A 20,559-nucleotide genomic window follows, 5' to 3' on the forward strand; every position below is an offset into this window, starting at 1 on the left:
GTTCAATTTTTAATGCCACCATCAATAATTCTTTTAACAAAAAAATATATCTTAAGGGTCAATTATTTATTCTAGCATTAACCAACCTCTATTTAATATGAAAAATTTGACCCTTCATTTCACTTTCATTTTTATGATCTTATTTTCTTCAATTGCCGTAGCGCAAACCACTACGGACATTGCGGTTGTAGATAGTACGGGAGTGGTAAATAAAAAACTCACCTTTGGATGTGGTTTTGGATTAAGCTTTGTTGGAGGAACAAATATTGGACTTTCCCCTAATTTAATGTATGCCGTAAGTGACAAGGTAAGTTTTGGAGCTGGATTGCAGGGTAATTATACAGCCATTAAAGATGTACAGAGCACAACCACATTTGGAATTAACCTTTTAACACAGTATAGTCCAGTCAAAAAATTGATTACTTTGGTAGAATTTGCCGAATTAAATGTCAATACCAAACAGGAAACATTGAACGGAGATATTAAGGATAGTTTTTGGGAGTCCATTCTATTTGTAGGGGCAGGACTAAATGTCACTAATAAAATAGCTTTGGGTGTTAAATACAATGTGCTTTACAAAGAGGATGAAAGTGTATATACGAGCCCAATAATACCTTTTGTAAATATTACTTTTTAGAAAAGGTTATTAGGTTTTTTTTTCCTGTGCAAATTCAACCGTAAAGATTGAGCCCTCGCTCACCTTACTTTTGGCAGATATTTTGCCCCCCAATGATTCAATCTGAGTCTTGGTCATATATAGTCCTACACCTTTTGCTTCGGGGTGCTTATGAAATACCTTGTTCATTTTAAACAATTTGTCACCATAACGTTCCAAGTTCATACCCAGACCATTATCCTTAAAAATTAGGTGAATGCGATTATCTTTAATTTTTGAGGTTACCTCAATCACTGGCTTTCTGTCCGGATGTTTATATTTTAAGGCATTCCCTATGAGATTTTGAAAAATACTGTCCATGTAAATTGGGTTGTAGACCATGGAATCTATTTGTGAGAAATCAGCAGAAATAGTGGCTCCCGTTCTTTCGATTTCTGCCGTTAGGATTTCTTGAGTTTTAGTAAGCACGTTGGAAAACGAGAGCTCTTTCAAGTTTACGCCGTTCTCTGTTTGAACCCTTAGAGTATCTACGAGGGTATCAAGAGTCAAGGTTAAATGATCAATGACCTTTTCAAATTTTTCAAATAAAATTCCTTTTTCCCCTTCCGATTTAGCGATTTTATAAAGCGATAATAGGGCATTTAGATTGTTTACGGGAGCTCTCAGGTTATGGGTTGTGATATGCGAAAAATCTTCCAGTTGATGATTTTGAGCTTTAAGCTCATCTGTCAACGCTTCTAATTCTTTTTTAGAGGTAAGAATTTTTTGCTCATCTTCCTTTTCTTTGGTTACATCTCTTGCCACCCAAGCACCTAAAACGCCTTCATTGGTAAATACAGGCCCCACCGTAACCTCTACAGGAATTTCCTCGCCTTTCTTTGATTTCATGAACAACTGTTCATCTACATTGACCGATACTATTCGCGGGTTTTCAAAGAAATCTTTTCTTAGTAACGTTCCTGAGCTATAAAATCTTTCTGGAATCAACAATTTTATGCTTTTTCCAATTAACTCCTTACTAGAATAGCCAAACATTTTTTTGGCCTCATTATTGACCATTTCAATAATTCCCTCCTTATTTAAAATCAGATTTGGATAGGGGGCAGAATCCAAAATATTTCTGATTTTTGCCTCCTCCTTAAACTGAAGAGTAATATCCTGGCAGACGCCGATTACTTCCTCCGCCTCGCCATTTTCATTGGTGTAAACAGTTTGGTTAATTTTAAGCGTTTTTTCCGTTCCATCCTTTAAAATAATCCGATGGATGAAATCTTCAAATGTCCCCGTCCGGTCACCAGTTTTTCTATGCTCTAAAAGAATCTTTTTATCATCGGGGTGTACGTAGCTCAGCATTTCTTCAAAGGAAACTTTGGAATCTTTGATATCCATACCGTACATGGCCAATAGGTTGTTGGACCATGTTGTGTATCTATTTCCTAATTTTAGATGCCAATGCCCCATCAGTGCCTTTTCTTCAGCTAGGTTTAATAGATTATTTTTTTTAAGTATTTCGGTTTCAAAAGTCTTTTGCTCAGTTATATCTTGAAAAATGCCCAAAATCTCTTTGATTCTTCCACTATCCTTATCTTCATATACTTCACCGGTTACCATCAGCGTCCGGACTTCATTATTCCCAAGAATAATCCTAAATACAAGTTGGTCTAACTTTCTTTCCTTTAAAGCCCTTAACCTGTAGTCGTCAACTCTTTTTAAATCCTTGGGATGAACAAATTTTAATAGGGATTTTATGGGGGCCTTTTCATCTTCAAACTCAATTCCAAAAAGCCTAAATAGATTCCAAGAACCTAAAATATAATCGGTTTGGTCTTGCCAATACCAATGGCCCATATGTGCCTTTTGTTCTGCTACATTGAGCAGATGGTTTTTTCTGAGGATTTCATTCTCAAAATTCTTTTGCTCCGTTATATCTTGGGAAATACCTAATACATTGACAATGTTTCCTTGTTCATCTGTATTCACTTCTCCTATGACCTTAATGTACCGAACGTGGCCCTTAAATACAATTCTATGGGTAAAGGACTTGTACACCTTTGTTTGCATGGAAATGGCTAAGCTAGCCTGCACATCCTCCATATCGTCTGGATGTACATCTTTCAATATGGTTTCAAGGGGAACTGCTGAGCCCTTTTCAATTCCCAATAATTCGCACATATTATCGGAACAAGTCGCCAATTTGGTGGAAGCGTCCCATAACCAATGTCCTAATTGCGCCTTTTCTTGAGCTACATTAAAAAGTTGGTTGCTATTACTCAATTCAACTTGCAATTTCTTTTGATTTGTTATATCCAAGGTAAGGCCCTTGATCATTTTGCATTTTCCATCTATCATTTCAGCAGATGCCGCTAGCATTACCCAGATTATATTTTTCTTAGGCGTTTGTAGTTGAACTTCTTCGGAGAATGCACCACCGGACTGCATAATATCCCTTAGTTTGGAATTGATACGTTGGTGGTCCGCATCATTCACATAGAAGATTTTACTGTGATCGAGGGTTGTGGTAGCGTTTAAAGGTACTTCTAGAATACTGCAAGTAACATCGTCAAGGGAAGAGGTCTGGTTGTCGAAGTTCAAATACCAATGACCAATTCTTGCAACACTGTATAACTTATCTTCCGATGGAAAATTATTGTTTTCCTTCACTACTTAATTTTGTATTCTATAAACGTATAAAATGAAGTTTTCTTACAAAAACTATATTAAAATACAATCGGTTACATTTCGCTAATTTAATACAATTAACTGAATTTATGAAAGGAAGGAGTAAGGTTTTAGACCACTGGAAGATAAATATCGGCCAAGACATTATATAATATAGACTGTTAACAAAGTAATTTATTTCTTGTTAAATTTATATTAAAATAAATACGAGCCCTAAATAATATTAAAAAAGAGCATATTATATTACTTTGCATCTTATTTTATTTTAAAACCATTAATATGCGTAAAGCAAACTGGCAAACAGCTATAGAATTTGAAGATATTACCTATAAGAAAAGTGATGGCGTAGCACGTATAGCTTTCAATAGACCTAATGTACGAAATGCTTTTAGACCCAAAACTACAAGTGAACTTTACAAAGCGTTTTATGATGCCCAAGAAGATACCTCTATAGGGGTGGTTCTATTATCAGCTGAGGGTCCATCCACAAAAGATGGTGTTTATTCCTTTTGCAGTGGGGGCGACCAAAAGGCCAGGGGAGAGCAGGGCTATGTGGGCGATGATGGAATGCACAGACTCAATATATTGGAAGTACAAAGGCAAATCAGGTTTATGCCTAAGGTAGTCATTGCCGTAGTTCCGGGATGGGCCGTTGGTGGCGGACATAGCCTACATGTAGTTTGCGATATGACGCTTGCCAGCAAGGAGCACGCCATATTTAAACAAACCGATGCCGATGTTACCAGTTTTGATGCGGGTTACGGTTCTGCGTATTTAGCTAAAATGGTGGGACAAAAAAAAGCACGTGAAATTTTCTTCTTAGGGAGAAACTACTCTGCCCAAGAAGCTTATGAAATGGGAATGGTTAACGCTGTTGTTCCGCATGACCAACTTGAAGATACGGCCTATCAATGGGCTCAAGAGGTATTGGAGAAATCTCCAACCTCCATCAAAATGCTCAAATTTGCCATGAATTTAACGGATGATGGTATGGTGGGCCAGCAAGTATTTGCTGGGGAGGCCACTAGACTCGCCTATGGCACGGAAGAAGCCAAGGAAGGCCGAAATGCCTTTTTGGAAAAAAGAAAACCCGATTTCGGTAAAAATAAGTGGATTCCCTAAGTGGTTCTTTAAAAATATCGTCCATGAAAAAAGCCTTCTTAATTGAAGGCTTTTTTAAGAGAACACACTATATGAAAAAATTAACTCCTGCATTAATTCTTTTATAAACTTAAAATAGTTGCTCTAAACTTTAAAAGATATGTTGCCTGCTTAAGTATAATTGTTGTGAAAAGGGCATTTTTATAAATCAGACCGGCTTGAAAAACTTATTCGAATGCAGCAATGACATTTTTAAGAAAGTAATTAAAATCAAAATCCGGACTTTCCGCCAACCCGGTTCTCACAATTACCAAATCCTTACTGGGGATAATAAAAACTCTTTGACCTTGGTATCCATTAGCTGAAAACATATCTGCGGGGGCATCCGGAAACTTCTTCTCTGCATTGAGCCAAAAATGCGCACCATACGTTCCATTTGAATGTTCCGTTGGCCGAGTGATGTATTTTATCCAGCTTTCATCAAATAATTGCTCTCCATTCCAATTTCCATTATTTAAATATAATAGTCCAAATTTTGCCCAGTCCCTCGTATTTGCCCATGCATAGGATGAACCTACATAATTCCCGGCCTGGTCGGTTTCAATTATCATTGAATTCATCCCAATTTTATCAATGAGGCTAACGTATGGAAAATCCATATATTCTTGATGTGACTTAAATTGTTGTCTTAAAATGCCGGATAACAAATTGGAGGTTCCCGAAGAGTAATTCCAGATTTCCGTGGGTGGTGCCAAAGGTTTCTTTTTTGCCTGACCAACCGTCATATCCGTATCTAAAAAGAGCATTTTGGTAACATCCGAAATACTGGTATAATCCTCTTCCCATTCCAATCCGCTCTGCATTCTTAACAAATGGTTCAAGGTTATATTTTTGCGTTCATCACTTTGCCATGCCGAAATAGGGGCAGGAAGGTCCAAGTCAATTTTACCCTCGTATTCCAAAAGACCATATAAAGTGGCCATAACACTTTTGGTCATGCTCCAACCTAGGACAGGGGTTTGATGGTCAAAACCTTTGGTGTAACGCTCTGCCACGATCTGATTTTTATAAGCCACTAAAACCGTCCTTGTTTTTTGAATATCCGGGTTTTCAAAAGCTTTGTCCATGGCGTATTCTAAACGGCCGTAGTCCACATTTTTAAAGACGGTATCTTTTTGTGGACCATCACCATAAGGAAAAGGCATACGGTTAGCTTTTTTTCTTCTCCGAGGGACGGTAATTTTAGAATTTTCATCAAATTCTTCATTGATCAACATGCAGCCGATACCATCAAAACAAACAGCTTCCCTATTCATCAAAGCAAATACCGAGGCTTTTGCTCTGGCATCCTCCACATCCACAGAAGCTAATTTTATTAAGGGAACATTATTATCGTTTACAGTAACGGATGCAGGAGTTCTACCGGTCAAAAAAACAGTAGATGCCATATTTTTAGAGGCATATCCAGATATGATATTTAGTTTGGGATATTGCGTGTAAACCACAATTGCCAAAAGAAGGACGAGAACTAATAATATTTTTTTGAATAACTTCATGAGAAACTGAAAGAAAAGGTTTGTTTAAGTAAAAATAGAAATTTGAACCTTTAAATATCCATTTAAATTATTACCCCTTATAATTGCCTCAAAATACTTTTTGCTATTTTGAACCTTTGGTAGTAGAACCTCCAAAAAATAAAATAGGTACCTTTCCATTTACTAAAAAGATGTATATGGCTACTTACTATAGGTGGGTTTTAATGTTAATTCTGTTCTTGTTTATATCCGTATCATGTAAAAAAACAACAGAGGAAAAACAGCAGGCCCTTTATCAAAATTATTGTGCCAGTTGCCATATGCTACCTAGTTTGGACGCCCTGCCCAGGCATCTATGGGAACAAGAGGTACTCCCTGATATGGCCGCAAGACTTGGAATAAGGGATTCTACCAATGACCCTTATAAAAATCTTTCTTTGGTGGAACAAGGGGCCTTATTGAAAGCCAATGTATATCCATCGGACCCACTATTGCCAATGGAAGATTGGGAATTGCTAAAAGAATACATAATTGAAAATGCACCTCAAAAACTCCCCGTTATAAAGAAAAGGGAATTGAAGGAATTAACACAATTTTCGGTCAAGAATATCGCAATCGATTCCATAAATGGGAGTACAATTTCATACTTACGATATGACTCCATAGATCGTAAAATTTTTACGGGATCCATGCGAGGAAAGCTTACAAAATATAACCCGCGAAAAGACTCCTTGGAACTTGTATTGCGTGCTGGCAGTACAATAACCCATTTTTCACAAAATTTGGATACTACTTATTTAACTACCATTGGTTTTCTATTACCTTCTGAAATACCAGCTGGGGACTTGGGAATTAAACAAGGAAATAAGATAAGGAGCCTGCCCCAAAAACTTCATAGACCCGTTCACACCCTAATTCATGATTTCAATTCCGATGGAAAAGATGAAATTTTAATAAGTGAATTTGGAGATCTAAAAGGGCAATTATCATTATGGAAAAAGAATGGACAGGGGCATTTTACAGAAACCATTCTCCTACAGCAACCAGGAGTGATTAGGACAATAGCTAAGGATTTAAACAAGGATGGCAAAGATGATATTATGGTATTAACATCACAAGGGGAGGAGGGAATAACCATTTTTTACCAATCAAAGGATTTAACTTTCAAATCTGAGCAAGTACTTAGATTCCCTCCCAATTATGGCTCTAGTTGGTTTGAATTGGTTGATTTTGACAACGATGGGGATTTAGACATTCTTACCGTTCATGGGGATAATGCGGATAAAACATATACCGCGAAACCATATCATGGAATGAGAGTTCACTTAAATAACGGGCAAAATCAATTTATAGAGTCATTTTTTTACCCCATGAATGGGTGCACCCGGATAATTGCAAAAGATTTTGATGCTGATAATGATGTGGACATCGCTCTCCTCTCTACGTTTCCGGATTATAAAGCGCACCCAGATGAATCCTTCATATACCTTGAAACAAAGGATGCTAAAAATTTCAAATTTGAAGCCTACAAATTACCCGAGCCCAATGATGGCAGGTGGTTTCTGATGGATGTTGGGGATATTGACAAGGATGGAGACGAAGATTTAATGATAAGCTCGCTAACTTACGCCTATAGTCCTATTCCTGAAAGTCTTGAAAATAAGTGGAAAAATGAGAATATTGATTTAATTATTTTGGAAAACAACCTTCTAAAAAAGGAAGATGAAAACTAGTTTTAGAATATATATAGTTCTGGCATTTTTAATTTATTCCTGTAGTTCTGCAGATAAAGGGTATACATGGAAAACAAAAGAGGTAATGGTATCTGCTTATAATTCCACTAAAGGACAAACAGATGGCCAACCCAATATAGCTGCATGGGGAGATACTTTAAAACCAGACCAAAAATCCATAGCCGTTTCAAGGGATTTGATTCCCCTTGGTTTTAATTACAATACCCAGGTTAAGATAGATGGGTTAGAAGGAATATATTTGGTGAAGGATAAAATGCATTATAGATGGCGAAATAAAATTGATGTATATATGGGCTTGGACGTTCAAAAAGCACGTGACTGGGGAAGAAAGAAATTAAAAGTTCAGTATAGGGTAAAAAAAGATAGCATAGACAATGAATAGAAAAATTAAAATATGGGTGTTTGTCAACATCATGGTTATCAGTAATTTATTGGTATCGTGTTCCTCTACTAAAAAAATTGTGGACAGGCCAATTGTCTTTAACGAACAAAGAATGCAATTGACTTCAGAATATATGAAAAACCGATATGGATTGGAGCGAGAACAGCCTATTATTGACCCAAAGATGATTGTTTTTCATTGGACGGCCATTCCAACCTTAGAAGGCTCTTTTGATGCTTTTAAAGAACCAACGCTTCCCAATTGGCGGCCGGATATCAATTCTGTTAGCGGCCTCAATGTCTCTACCCATTTTCTAGTAGACCAAGATGGCACCATTTATAGGCTTATGCCAGAGAATATCATGGGCAGACACGTTATTGGTCTTAACCATACAGCACTAGGAGTAGAAAATGTAGGGGGCACGAGCGAAACTCCTTTAACAGAAGCTCAGCTACAAGCCAATATTTGGTTGGTAAGACACTTGGCAAAGAAATACGATATTGAATATGTCATAGGTCATTATGAATATACCCATTTTGAAGGGCATCCATTATGGCTTGAAGTAGATAATAGTTACCGTACCTTAAAAACGGATCCAGGTAATGACTTTATGGAAAAGGTTAGAGCCGCTACCCAAAATTTAAATTTTAAATCTGTACCTAAAAAAATCAAGTAATACATGAAATTAATAGCTTTCGCAATCCTTTTTCTTAGTCTGAATCCTATTTTCTCCCAAAACAATGATATTACGCAAAGCCTGTATGATACCTACGAAAAGTACAAGGAACCTAGCTTAAACAAACGTAGAATAAAACATAAGCAGGTTCTGGGATTAATTGAAAAGTTTAAGAATAAAAATGGGTTTATTGTTAAAAAGGTAGGTGAATCTATAGAAGGGAGGTCGCTTAACTTAGTATCTATTGGAACTGGAGAGACCAACGTATTTCTATGGTCTCAAATGCATGGGGATGAACCCACTGCCACACAAGCCATTTTTGATATTTTCAATTTCTTGGACAGTGAAGATTTTACGGAGCAGAAACAAGCAATTCTGAACAATTGTACCCTTCATTTTCTTCCGATGCTCAATCCTGATGGGGCAGAAGTCTACCAAAGGCGTAACAAGTTGGGCATAGATATTAATCGCGATGCGTTAAGATTACAATCCCCAGAAGGACGGACCTTAAAAAGAGTACGAGATAGTTTAGATGCAGATTTTGGGTTTAACCTTCATGACCAAAGCACCTATTATAATGCCGAAAGAACCGAGAAACCCGCAACCATTTCGTATTTGGCTCCAGCTTACAACTATGAGAAAGATATCAATGACGTGCGCGCAAATGCCATGAAGGTAATAGTTTTTATGAATGACATTATACAAAAATATGCACCGGGGCAAGTTGGAAGATACAATGATGATTTTGAACCTAGGGCATTTGGGGATAATATTCAAAAATGGGGTACAAGTGCCATTTTAATTGAATCTGGCGGATACCCCAATGATGTGGAAAAGCAAGAAATTAGAAAGCTTAATTACGTTTCTATACTCTCTGCGATATATACTATAGCCAACGGTAGTTATCAAGATATTGATATTAAGAGATATGACGATATCCCGGAGAACGACCGCAAACTATTCGATTTAAAGATTAGTAATGCTACACTTCCGTTGTTAGGGAAAAATTATATTATTGATGTAGCCGCTAACCGTTTGGAAGTGGACAAGGACAAGCATAACGATTTTTGGTATAGCAGTAGGATTTTAGAGGTGGGCGACCTATCTACCTATTATGGGTACGAATCCTTTGATGCAACAGGGTACACCATAATTCCAGGGAAAATTTATCCAGAGACTCAAAAGACCATCGAAAGTGTCCAAAATCTTGATCTTCAATTTTTGCTTAAATCCGGGTATACCTATGTTAAAATTGGTACTATTGATAAGCAAAAGCTATCGTCTCCCTTTCCTGTACATTTAATATCAGAAAACTATAAACTACCCGATTTTAAAATTGAAATAGGTGCCAACCCTACCTTTTTGTTACAAAAGAACAATGCGATTGAATACGCTATTATTAATGGGTTCCTCATTGACCTTGATAACTTTAAGACAGCAAAACTTCTTAAAAACGCAATGATTTATAGATAAGGTCTTAATACGAGAATTGTACATTTAGATTTGAACCCTTAAAAAGTAGAAGATAGTAGCTAATAAAAACGGTTATGGTTATGCAAATAAACAGTATCAAAGTTCCTACTTGATACCATCTAGGCATACCGTCTAATGAGCTGTTTTTTATAATAGTGTTCAATACATCCATAGTTTTAAATTTTAAATTAAAACATAGCTTATTCTTTTTTGGATGTAGGCCTTTGAAATGAAGAATTGGGGGTTCTAATTATTAAACAACTAACTAAAAGAAAACCCTAATCCATTGTCGACATAATTGAAAATGGAGACAAGAAAAAAGGGAGAACCGCTAAGTTCTCCCTTTTCCCAGATTATTAACACTGGTTATTAAACCAATTTAATGCAATTATAAGGTTTCTGCATCCAATAATGCAAAAAATTTGTCCAAATTTGGTAAAATAACAATTTTGGTACGACGATTTTTTGCCATATTCTCTCTAGAATCATTCTCAACTAGAGGCATATAGCTACTTCTACCGGCAGCAATCATTTTTGAAGGGTCTACGTTGTATTTGCTCTGTAAAATATCGACCACAGAAGTAGCTCTCTTTACACTTAGATCCCAATTGTTACGGAACATAGCTGTATTGATGGTTCTAGAATCTGTATGACCTTCTACCATTACTTCCATACTTTCTTCAGAATTGATTACCTCCGCAAGCTTTTCAAGGATTTTATGGGCTTTGCTGCTAACTCTATAGCTTCCGCTATTAAAAAGCAATTTATCTGAAATGTTGATCATAACAACCGTCTTATCGATATCTACATCAATATCATCCTCCTCATCAGAAATAGATTTCTTAAGATTGTAAGAGACGGCTAAGTTCATGGAATCTTGAAGAGTCTTAGCTTCGGCCAATTTTGCAGGATCTACATTTTTTAACGTAGCTCTCATTTTCTTTTTAGTATTATTGCTCATCACAGCAACATCATCCACACTGGTATATTGACTGTCATTAACTTCTTTTAAAGAGCTAATTTTGTTGTTGTACTCTTCTACGCGTGCTTCAATTTTTGCCATTTTACTCTCCAACTCCTCTTTTTCCACTTGCGTTTTGGTCAAGGCACTTTGAGTCTCAGAAAGATTGGTTTCCAAAGCAGTGTATTTCTTCTTGGAAACACAAGATGCTAAAACAGCCATGGAAAGTGTACCTACAATAATTGATTTCTTCATTTTGTATTATTTAAATTATATGGTTCTCATTCAGGACTTAAATACGGGGAAGAAATAATTTTAGATGTTAAAGAGGTATTAACACCTAAGGTTTTCTTTTTTGTAATTACCCTAAAAATTATTTTAATTTTCTGATTAACAGAGTTATAAATTCGAATATCTATAAATAAAAAAAGTGTCCTTTAGGACACTTTTTAATGCGTTTTATAAAGCTATTATAGCTTACTCACATCCACCTGTAAAGCCATTGGCACTAAATTTTGTTTGAACGGCTCCTTGCAAACTTCCGTTTTTTACTTGGATGGCAAGGTTACTTTCACCACTTCCGTCTCTTTTAGGACTGCAATATTCAAAAAGGTAAAAACTGTTGGCCCTTTCAGAAACCTTATCCGAAATATTCTTAAAGGTATTTTCCAAATCCTCTTTATTGGTGGCGAACTCGCTAGAAGTTTTTCCTAAGTCCGTGAGCACCTGCGTATCAATCTCAGTTCCCAATCCAATGGTAAAGAAAGAGATGTTAGGGTTGGCATTATCCACACGCTTTTGAGCATCTTCTTTTTTATACCTGGAAGCCTGATCGGTACCATCCGTAAAAATTACCAAGGAAGCCGCGCCAATTTTATCACCTTCGGTACTTTCATTAAGTAAATTGTTGGCAATTTCACTTGATTTTATTACTGCCCCATATAAGTCTGTTGACGGGTCATTGCTAATATCTTCCGTAATTCCCTCTATGGAAGTGGTCAGTTCTTCTTTAGAAGGAGTCAATTCATTCAACACATGTAGTTTGTTCTCTCCGTTAAACCAATAAATGGCCATCTTATAAGATTCCTGAGCTGGAGTTGGCATAACCGTATTTACAAAACTGATACTGGCCGTTTTAAGTTCTTCCAAACTAGTTTCCAAAACACTGGCACTGAGATCGAGGACCAAAATGGTATTATTGGTGAAAATTTGGGAATTGGGAGAAATTCTTGCTTTGGACTCAGAGGTTGATATAGTGCCAAAGCAATCATCATTCCTTCCTTGTTCATAAATGGTGAACTGATCCGCACTTAGTCCAGAAACAGGGTTTCCATTAGAATCGGATACTTTAAAGAATATAGAAACTTTACCTGGGGGAGTGGTGTACTGATCTTGTATGGAAAGAACAAGGTCGTTCTCGCCAAGATCAAGACACTCATCAACCGGTTTTCCTTCACCAAGGCCATCGCCCGGGTCTATGGCAAAATTCACATCATCATCAGCATTTCCACAAGAAACAACGGTTGCAATTGACAAGAATAAAAGGAGAAACTTGTATGGGGTTTTCATTTTCAATTATTTTATGGTTCAACCAACAGAACGGCGAAAATTCATTTAAAGTATGGGATTACAAAAATTCTAGTGTTAAACATTGTTAAGGTTTCTCAACAACTAATACATCTGAATCCAGTGTACACAAATGAAATTTCAAAAATCTTGACATTCTCGAATTCTTGTAATCCTATAAATTTTTATATCTTATTTAAAGTTATTCAAAAGAATATGAAAAACTTTTAAACCTCAATAAATGACCCATGAACTAAAAGGCATTTTAGAAGCGTACCAAACCGCAACAAACAGCGGATTAAAAAGTGTATTGGCTACTGTAGTACATCTAAATGGTTCTTCTTATAGAAGACCTGGGGTACGGATGCTAATTTTAGAAGACAACACCATGATCGGAGCAGTTAGCGGAGGTTGTGTGGAAAAGGAAATTCTTAGGCAATCGCAGTCCGTATTTAAAGGTGGAATTCCTAAAATGATGACCTATGATGGTCGTTATCGCTTAGGGTGCGAGGGAGTTTTATACATTTTAATTGAACCCTTTCAACCAAACAATGAACTTATTTCAATTTTAAATCATTCCATCAGCTCAAGAATTGATTTTAGTCTTGTATGTTCATATAAAAAGGAAGAGGGTGAAAGTTCCCAATTGGGTACATTTCTAAAATTGAACGACAAACTGTACCCATTTCAAACTGATAATAAAGTTGCTAGTAACATCTCCCTCTTTGAACAAAAAATGCCCCCCTGTTTTCAATTGATTATTATTGGTGCGGAACATGATGCAGTGCAATTGTGTACGTTTGCCTCTAGGACGGGATGGGAGGTAACTATCGTTGCGTCGGCCACAGAAGAAAAGGATATTTCCTATTTCCCGGGGGCAAAGGAGTTTATTTCAGCGGAACCTGAGATGTTGACTTTAAATTCTATCGATAACGAAACCGCAGTAGTTTTGATGACACATAGTTATGCGAGGGATTTAAAATATCTATTAAGGTTGAAGGAAGAAAGACCAGCTTATCTTGGATTGTTAGGGCCTTCCAATCGTAGGGAAAAATTATTAAATGAATTCATGGAATACGCTCCTGAAATTGAGGATAGTTTTTTTGACATCATTCATGGACCGGCAGGTTTGAATATAGGAGCAGAGACCGCTCAAGAAATTGCTATTTCCATTGTATCAGAGGTTTTATCGGTAATTCGCTCTAGAAACCCCATAAAACTTAAGGACAAAATAGGAAGAATTCATAATTAATGGGTGTTCCGAAGAAAAAAATAGCACTTTTGATTTTAGCGGCCGGTAATTCCTCCCGCATGGGAACGATCAAACAGCTCTTGCCTTGGAAAAAGACCACCTTACTTTGTAATGCAATCGAAAATGCCATGGCTAGTATGGGCGATAATACCTATGTTGTTGTAGGAGCTAATGAGCTTAAAATACGAAACCAAATACCGGAGAACGGATTCACATATATAGCGAACCCTGATTGGGAATCAGGTATGGGTGGTTCTATAGCTATAGGCGTTGAACATATTTTGAAAACCCAAAAAGGGACAAGTGGAATACTTATCATGCTGGCGGATCAACCCATGGTAGACACCCTACTTTTGAATCAACTGATGGAGAAGTTTTTCATTTCTTCAAAAAACATCATAGCCTGTGAATATGATAAAAATATTGGTGTTCCTGCCCTATTTGGAAGGGGGTTCTTTCAACAACTCTCAAAATTAGGAACCAAAACAGGAGCCCAAACCATCATTTCATTAAACTCTCAGGAAGTCTATTCTATAGAGTTACATCAAAAAGCCGTGGACATCGATACCCAAGAGGAATACCAGCAGCTTCTAAAAAGGATGAATTAAAACAGGGCATAAGCATACTTGTACAAATAGCAAATATTTACTAAAAGGTTAACTAACATTTTTTGTTTTAGATTTGAAAAGGGGCGAACTTGTAGATACAATCCCTAAATCATTAGTATGTGCTCAACAAAATGTTTTATAATTCCTCCTCATATATTAGAAGAACTTGCCAAGCGGGGAAACAGCAGTTGTAAAAAAACATTAAATGATACGGCTAGAATTACCCAAAGGAGGCAAACGGCACTAAATAATTTATTACAAAGGGAATATTTGGAAAGCAAGGGTGACCGATTTATTTATGATTGCAAAAACACCTATCAACAACGGGTAGAACTAGTTATAGAAGAGGGCGGTGATTTAGTAAATGACAAAACGGCCAATGAAGCATATGAAACATCCGGCTTTGTAAGAGACTATTTTAAAAATACTTTTGGTCTTAATTCCATTGATGGTAATGGGCTGGATATCATTTCAAACATTCATTATGGACAGAACTATAACAACGCCTATTGGGACGGAAATGAAATGACCTATGGAGATGGCGACGGAAAAGAATTTACAGATTTCGCAAGCGCTATTGATGTAGTGGCCCATGAGCTTGCGCATGGGGTAACGCAATTTCTTTCGAACCTAGAATACCAAAGCCAGCCCGGGGCCTTAAATGAACATTTTTCGGATGTCTTTGGAACAGTAATCAAGCAAAAGTATCTGAATCAAACCGTAGAGGAGGCTGATTGGTTAATTGGAGATAGTGTTGTTACCGAAGAATTCCCTGGGGTGGCCATTCGGTCGATGAAAGCGCCCGGTACCGCCAATGAATTCGATAGCCAACCCGATCATATGGACAACTATTATGATGGAATGGCGGATAATCAAGGAGTGCACATTAATTCAGGTATACCTAATAAAGCATTTTATTTAAGCTGTATGGAGCTGGGATTGGATGATTGTGCTCTAATTTGGTTCCAAACGCTCAAAGCACTATGGCGAACAGCTAATTTCAATGATATGCTTGAAACTATATTGGCAACGGCTCAAAACTTAACGGAAGAAGGTAAAGTTTCTGAGAGTTCGGTAGAGGTTCTTAGTAAAAGTTTTTCTGCAGTTGGTCTAATCTCAGTAGTAGTATAGAATGTGGTACAGAATAGAAATATCGGGTGGATTTTCGGGCATTCCCAAAATTTATGAGGGTAGTGCTGATATTGAAAAAGAGCAATTGGAAAAGATAATCCCTTATCTAGAGGATAATACCAAAGAGTCAAATCCCAATCTAAGGGATGGTCAGCAGTATTCGTTTCAAATAGAAGAGGGCACTCAAAGACATTCCGCTAATTTTACGGAAAAAAGCCTTCCAACGGAGTTAAGACAATTATTGGAACAGCTTACACACTCAGCTTAAGAACAAGCGCTATTTTTGGCTTGCGACTTGCGTGTTTTCAGTCGATCCGTAATCCTGAAAAATACCACAAGAAATTTCCTTTTTTAGTAAAGATTTCTCCTCACTCAATTTCTTTTTGGCTAAAATTTCGATTTGTGGAGATAAATAACCCATAACCTCATTTTTAAATTGACATTCAAATAACGCCTAGTACTAACTTTTGTTATAAAAATTTCGATGTACTACAAAATCACGGGATAAAATTACGTAAGATTTGAATACCACGTAACATTTTACAAATTGTTTGTGAAAAATTATTGTAAATCCAAATTTGAAGTTAAATATTTAACTAATTACTTGTCATGAAGCTCTTATATTACCACCAACTGTTTTTCCAGGTAATTTTGAATTAACATCCAATTCATTTTTAAGACTAGAATGGCGGAAGGAATGTTATCATCCTCAATAGCCGAGATAATTGCATCATGCTGATCATTAGAGTTATAATGGAACGATTCATTGGCCATAAAAGCCCTTTCATAAAAGAAGACACGGGTTTTTAAGTCCTTCAGAATTTGTTGAAAGACATCATTTTTATAATTCTTGGTAAGTAGCCTATGAAATTCCATATAAGCGTTAACCCGATCAATAGAAGTTTTGGACTGGGCTATTAAATCTCTCTGGGTCTTTAATTTCTCAATAGATTTAGTATCGAATTGCGATTCCTCCAATGCTAAAACCTCTAAATGCGCTACAAGTTCATACAGGTTTTTAGCTTCTTCAGGACTTACTTTAGCTATAACAAACCCCCTGTTTTTAATGGCTTTTACAATGTTCGATTGCTGTAGCTGGGTAAGCGCTTCCCTAATAGGGGTAACACTAATTTTTAGTTTACGCGAAACAGAGGCCAAATTGATGTTCTGACCAGGCTGTAGATTTCCTTTTTGCATTTCGCTCAGTAGGTGTTCTCGTACTTTATCCCTATAGTTAATAATCATCCTTTCACTTTTAATGAATTATCGTATACGATTTATCGGTGTAAAGAAAAGAGTTTTATTTGGATTATTATTGAACACATTTGAAATTTCAATCCTAGAATAAAATTTGCAATTCTATATTTATTTAAAAATGGAAGGTAAATTCCTACTTATAAGGACCTCATTAAGATAAATTAGTGCACTTTATCTAAAAAAACGAATATATAGTACTATCCCGGCATAACCACCGTTTGAAGGGTATAAACATAAAATTTTGAATATGAGCAACGTATTTTCCAATACTCGAAATGTTCTTTTGGCAACTGCCAGTGTAGCCCTTTTATTTAGTTGTAGTGATGACGCCAAGGAAAGCATAGAAGAATTTCAAGAGGAACAAAAAGTCTCTAAGACAGAATTACAGACCATTCTAGAAACGGATAATGTCTCTGGAGAAGTAGACCAATTAGTATCCGAGTTATACGATATGGACAAATCCGGTAGCGCTGCTAAAACAGAAGATGAGTGTTATCTGGTAGATTATTCAGATACAGGCTTTACCATTAGTTTTGATGATTGCAGTGCCAAGGAAGATGGTGAATTACTAAACGGAACCATAAGTGTTGTTTATGGAGGAGATAATGAAAATTACGCCTTTACCGTAACTTATAGTGATTTAATGGTGGGCGATGTTTCTATAGATGGCACACGAAGTTTTAAAATAAACAGCTCCGAAGAAGAGCAGTCCATTAGTTGGACGGTTTATAGTGATATGGATATTGTATTGGCTGATGGGGCCGAAGTTGCCGAGGAAGGTGAAAAAACAGTAGGCTTTGTTTTTGGTGAAGAATTTGGGAGCGGAGCATTGACCTTAGATGGAGAGTGGATTCTAAAATCCGAAGGAAATACTTATGTAGTAGATATTACCGAGATTATGGAAGCCCAATTTGGATGTGAGCATTTTGGGAAGGGTATTATGGCTTTAAGTAAAAACGGACTTGAAGTTTCCGTTGATTTTGGTGATGGTACTTGCGATGATGTGGCTACTTTAATTTACCCTAACGAGGCTGAGGAAGAAATTTCTTTGAAAGACTAAGAATAGTATGATTCTATAAAAGAAAGGGGCTTGCAAATGCAAGCCCCTTTCTTTTGTCACAATTTTTATCTAGTGAAGTTTCTATATTCCGCCCATTTGACGCGTTTGGTCATGCCAAAACTTGAAAAATAGTTAAATGTTTTTGATTCCGTTGCTGTTTTTCTCATTGATGCTTTCATGATTTTCGATTTTTTAATGATGATAAATAAGTACTAAATAATTGAGTAAAATAAGAGGAGTGATTAATTCCTGTTGTTTAGTTTTTGGTCATACCAATAATCGGTATTCCAACCAAAACCTATATCGTAATAAATTCGGGGTCTTCGCTGATGTGGATGTAATTTTTTCATGTTCGTTCGTTTTATGGATTGTTATGATTGCTTTCCATTAAAAAGACGAACAATGAACTTGTTTGTTACAGATAAAATTTCAGTAATTACATTTTAAGAATTGTTTAACTTACTGAATTTTAAAATTTTAGGGTACCGCTACAATGTTTTAAGATATTCTAGTAGCGCTGTTCTTTCTTCCGTAGTTAGGATGTCTCCAAAAGTATGGCCTCCATTTCCGTATCCCTTTAAAGTGGTATCGTAAGTATATTTATCCTTTTTTGAGGTCTCTACCACGTAATTCCAACCCAGTTCATTAGTATTATAATCGCTACTATCAAAAGTGCGACTCCAATAGATAGGTCTTTCGGTACTATTCAAAACCAACTCCAATGTGGGTACAGAACCGTTATGAAAATAAGGAGCTGTGGCCCAAACACCATCCAAAGGCGGAGCCACGTAGCCACCCTCTGCCTTAAATTCCAAAGGATTTTCATCTGTACCAAACCATCCGTTATTGAACCAATCCAAGAAATAATCATTTATTTGAGAAGGACCGGAATATCTATTGGAAAGAGCGGGGTCCGTTCCAATGGTTTTTAGTGATACAAGTAGGTTAGGATAGCTTTCGTTCTCACCATATGAGCCGTGACATTTAACACAGTGCTCCTCAAAAACAAGCGACCCTACGTTAGCCAAATTAGCATCTATATCATTAGGGTAAGAAGGCGCTTCTATACTATAAATATAGGCCAAAACATCTGGCATTTTTTCATTTACTTCCTCGGCCTTCTCCTTTTCCGTAAGGGTCAACAATGAAGAACCAATAAATGATTTACAAAAGTCTTTTCTTCCCAAACCATGGTAGAACATGGCATTTTTTTTCTTTAATAACCACCAAGCGGGCACATCGGTAGGAATGATATCCTCATCTAAGGCCACATAAGGGGAATCAGACCACTCCAAAGTGTTCTTATCCCTATGGGATGCCAATACCTGAGTTATCCTATCCGCAGGATTCGCCCCTACAACTTGGGTGGTTGTGGTTGGACCAATGGCTAAAATACCTTTTCTAAATTGATCAAAAGCCTCCCATTCATCACTATTCTGTCCATATAGAAGGGATACTCCCGTACTTACCAATTCAATTTCGTTGGCACGGTTGATCGTAAAGTCACCAGAGTGGTTACCAAGCCCCACCATAAGTTCATCATCTAAAAATCCAGAATGGCAAGACATACAATTTGGCGAAACTATTCTCACGCCATTAGAAGCAGATGCAGCAGTATAATCATGTGGTATTATAGCGTTATCCCCATTACGGTTTAAAAGGTTTTGGTTATTTTCCCCATTACCCGCTACAAAAACATCATAAGGTACTCCAGAACTCATGTATTCCCCTGAAACTAAATATTCATACCCCACCGTAGCGTTTCCAACTCTCTGTTCTGAAGCTGGTATGGCATTGACCTCAATTATTGGTTCCTGCGGAGTATCTGGCTCAGTGCCTGGGTCCGGTGAAGGAGTCTCACCTACAGGATTTTCCAAATCCGGATCGCTTCCATCACTAGAACAAGAACAGAATAAAACCAAACATGCTAAAGCTGTTACGTATACGGAACTATTTATATTCATTTATATTTTATTATTTTACACTGGGGTAGAAGCCGTTATGAGTCTAATTTACAAATTAAAAAAGCTTGTTTTTTGTAATCCTCGTGCTATTGAAAAATTTATCGATAAATAACCTTCTACATCTACCATTTAGACATTCTACCCTGGCGCCATCGATTACAAATATTGGATTTTTACCAACATATTTAAACATTTGTTAAAGATATTAATTGAGAAAATGTCAATTTGTACCTTGCATTTTTATTAAAAGCATGTACTAAAATTTTGTATACGCACACTTTAAAACGACTACGCATATGGACTTACTAAACAGAGCTGCAGATTTTGAAAACAGAAAGTGGTCTGGCATGACCACCAGTGATAGAATTAATGCATCTCGTGAGGCCAAAGAATTAATTCTTTCCATCAATGAAGTTTACAAGAATACTAAAGACGAAACCTTAATGGATGTCATGAAAAGACTTACTGCCATTAAGAAAAAAATTGAAAAGAGACTTAGGTAATCGAAATTAAGAATTGAATTTCCATTTCATCTACCTAATTG

The 20,559-nt window shown here is 36.7% G+C and carries 18 protein-coding genes; 12 read left to right on the top strand and 6 right to left on the bottom strand.

What is annotated here, in order from left to right; translation table 11 throughout:
- Positions 1–97: 97 nt before the first annotated feature.
- Complete coding sequence (locus tag BIZ36_RS16210) at positions 98–637, top strand: hypothetical protein (RefSeq protein ID WP_187458946.1); 540 nt, start codon at positions 98–100, stop codon at positions 635–637.
- Between the two features lie 9 nt (positions 638–646).
- On the opposite strand, the gene BIZ36_RS16215 is transcribed toward BIZ36_RS16210, so the two are convergent.
- Positions 647–3,277 carry a PAS domain S-box protein gene (locus BIZ36_RS16215; RefSeq protein ID WP_187458947.1) on the bottom strand — a complete coding sequence of 877 codons (2,631 nt, stop codon included), beginning with the start codon at positions 3,275–3,277 and terminating at the stop codon, positions 647–649.
- A 297-nt stretch (positions 3,278–3,574) separates the two neighbouring features.
- On the opposite strand from BIZ36_RS16215, the gene BIZ36_RS16220 reads away from it, so the two are divergent.
- The gene (locus BIZ36_RS16220; protein ID WP_187458948.1) at positions 3,575–4,417 is read left to right on the top strand and encodes a 1,4-dihydroxy-2-naphthoyl-CoA synthase; all 843 of its coding nucleotides are present in this window, start codon (positions 3,575–3,577) and stop codon (positions 4,415–4,417) included.
- A gap of 206 nt (positions 4,418–4,623) precedes the next feature.
- Here the strand turns inward: BIZ36_RS16220 and BIZ36_RS16225 are convergent, their stop codons facing one another.
- Positions 4,624–5,952, bottom strand: a complete 1,329-nt coding sequence (locus BIZ36_RS16225; protein ID WP_187458949.1) for a serine hydrolase domain-containing protein — start codon at positions 5,950–5,952, stop codon at positions 4,624–4,626.
- Positions 5,953–6,128: 176 nt separating this feature from the next.
- Here BIZ36_RS16225 and BIZ36_RS16230 point away from each other — a divergent pair, with 176 nt between their 5' ends.
- From BIZ36_RS16230 to BIZ36_RS16245, 4 genes are read left to right on the top strand one after another with little or no spacing between them, the layout of a single operon-like run.
- Positions 6,129–7,664 carry an FG-GAP repeat domain-containing protein gene (locus BIZ36_RS16230; protein ID WP_187458950.1) on the top strand — a complete coding sequence of 512 codons (1,536 nt, stop codon included), beginning with the start codon at positions 6,129–6,131 and terminating at the stop codon, positions 7,662–7,664.
- On the top strand, positions 7,654–8,067 hold the full coding sequence (locus BIZ36_RS16235) for a 3D domain-containing protein (RefSeq protein ID WP_187458951.1): 414 nt from the start codon (positions 7,654–7,656) through the stop codon (positions 8,065–8,067). Before BIZ36_RS16230 ends, BIZ36_RS16235 begins: the two co-directional genes overlap by 11 nt.
- Entirely contained in the window at positions 8,060–8,743 is a 684-nt protein-coding gene (locus BIZ36_RS16240; protein ID WP_187458952.1) for a peptidoglycan recognition protein family protein, read from the top strand. The genes BIZ36_RS16235 and BIZ36_RS16240 overlap by 8 nt, the downstream gene beginning before the upstream one ends.
- A 3-nt stretch (positions 8,744–8,746) precedes the next feature.
- Positions 8,747–10,216 (top strand): M14 family metallopeptidase, encoded by a 1,470-nt coding sequence (locus BIZ36_RS16245; protein WP_187458953.1) that lies wholly within the window; start codon positions 8,747–8,749, stop codon positions 10,214–10,216.
- Positions 10,217–10,604: 388 nt separating this feature from the next.
- Here the strand turns inward: BIZ36_RS16245 and BIZ36_RS16250 are convergent, their stop codons facing one another.
- Positions 10,605–11,432: an OmpA/MotB family protein gene (locus tag BIZ36_RS16250; RefSeq protein WP_187458954.1), complete on the bottom strand. Its 828-nt coding sequence runs from the start codon at positions 11,430–11,432 to the stop codon at positions 10,605–10,607.
- Between the two features lie 222 nt (positions 11,433–11,654).
- On the bottom strand, positions 11,655–12,746 hold the full coding sequence (locus BIZ36_RS16255; RefSeq protein WP_187458955.1) for a vWA domain-containing protein: 1,092 nt from the start codon (positions 12,744–12,746) through the stop codon (positions 11,655–11,657).
- 238 nt (positions 12,747–12,984) lie between these two features.
- On the opposite strand from BIZ36_RS16255, the gene BIZ36_RS16260 reads away from it, so the two are divergent.
- The 4 genes from BIZ36_RS16260 (at position 12,985) to BIZ36_RS16275 (ending at position 16,002) form a co-directional block, all read left to right on the top strand.
- Positions 12,985–13,995 carry an XdhC family protein gene (locus tag BIZ36_RS16260; protein ID WP_187458956.1) on the top strand — a complete coding sequence of 337 codons (1,011 nt, stop codon included), beginning with the start codon at positions 12,985–12,987 and terminating at the stop codon, positions 13,993–13,995.
- Positions 13,995–14,603 carry a nucleotidyltransferase family protein gene (locus tag BIZ36_RS16265; RefSeq protein ID WP_286174883.1) on the top strand — a complete coding sequence of 203 codons (609 nt, stop codon included), beginning with the start codon at positions 13,995–13,997 and terminating at the stop codon, positions 14,601–14,603. Before BIZ36_RS16260 ends, BIZ36_RS16265 begins: the two co-directional genes overlap by 1 nt.
- Before the next feature lie 117 nt (positions 14,604–14,720).
- Positions 14,721–15,734, top strand: coding sequence for a M4 family metallopeptidase (locus BIZ36_RS16270; protein ID WP_187458958.1), 1,014 nt, complete (start codon positions 14,721–14,723; stop codon positions 15,732–15,734).
- A 1-nt stretch (position 15,735) separates the two neighbouring features.
- Positions 15,736–16,002, top strand: a complete 267-nt coding sequence (locus tag BIZ36_RS16275; protein ID WP_187458959.1) for a protealysin inhibitor emfourin — start codon at positions 15,736–15,738, stop codon at positions 16,000–16,002.
- A gap of 350 nt (positions 16,003–16,352) precedes the next feature.
- On the opposite strand, the gene BIZ36_RS16280 is transcribed toward BIZ36_RS16275, so the two are convergent.
- The gene (locus BIZ36_RS16280) at positions 16,353–16,979 is read right to left on the bottom strand and encodes a GntR family transcriptional regulator (RefSeq protein ID WP_187458960.1); all 627 of its coding nucleotides are present in this window, start codon (positions 16,977–16,979) and stop codon (positions 16,353–16,355) included.
- 259 nt (positions 16,980–17,238) lie between these two features.
- Between BIZ36_RS16280 and BIZ36_RS16285 the strand changes: the two genes are divergently transcribed.
- A complete protein-coding gene (locus BIZ36_RS16285; protein ID WP_187458961.1) occupies positions 17,239–18,051 on the top strand; it encodes a hypothetical protein in 813 nt (270 codons plus the stop codon).
- Between the two features lie 488 nt (positions 18,052–18,539).
- Here BIZ36_RS16285 and BIZ36_RS16290 read toward each other — a convergent pair whose 3' ends face one another.
- Positions 18,540–20,015: a c-type cytochrome gene (locus tag BIZ36_RS16290; RefSeq protein WP_187458962.1), complete on the bottom strand. Its 1,476-nt coding sequence runs from the start codon at positions 20,013–20,015 to the stop codon at positions 18,540–18,542.
- Positions 20,016–20,311: 296 nt separating this feature from the next.
- On the opposite strand from BIZ36_RS16290, the gene BIZ36_RS16295 reads away from it, so the two are divergent.
- Positions 20,312–20,518: a hypothetical protein gene (locus tag BIZ36_RS16295; protein ID WP_187458963.1), complete on the top strand. Its 207-nt coding sequence runs from the start codon at positions 20,312–20,314 to the stop codon at positions 20,516–20,518.
- The last annotated feature ends 41 nt before the right edge of the window (positions 20,519–20,559 follow it).

The sequence above is a fragment of the Cytophaga sp. FL35 genome, assembly GCF_014349235.1.
Lineage (GTDB): Bacteria > Bacteroidota > Bacteroidia > Flavobacteriales > Flavobacteriaceae > Euzebyella.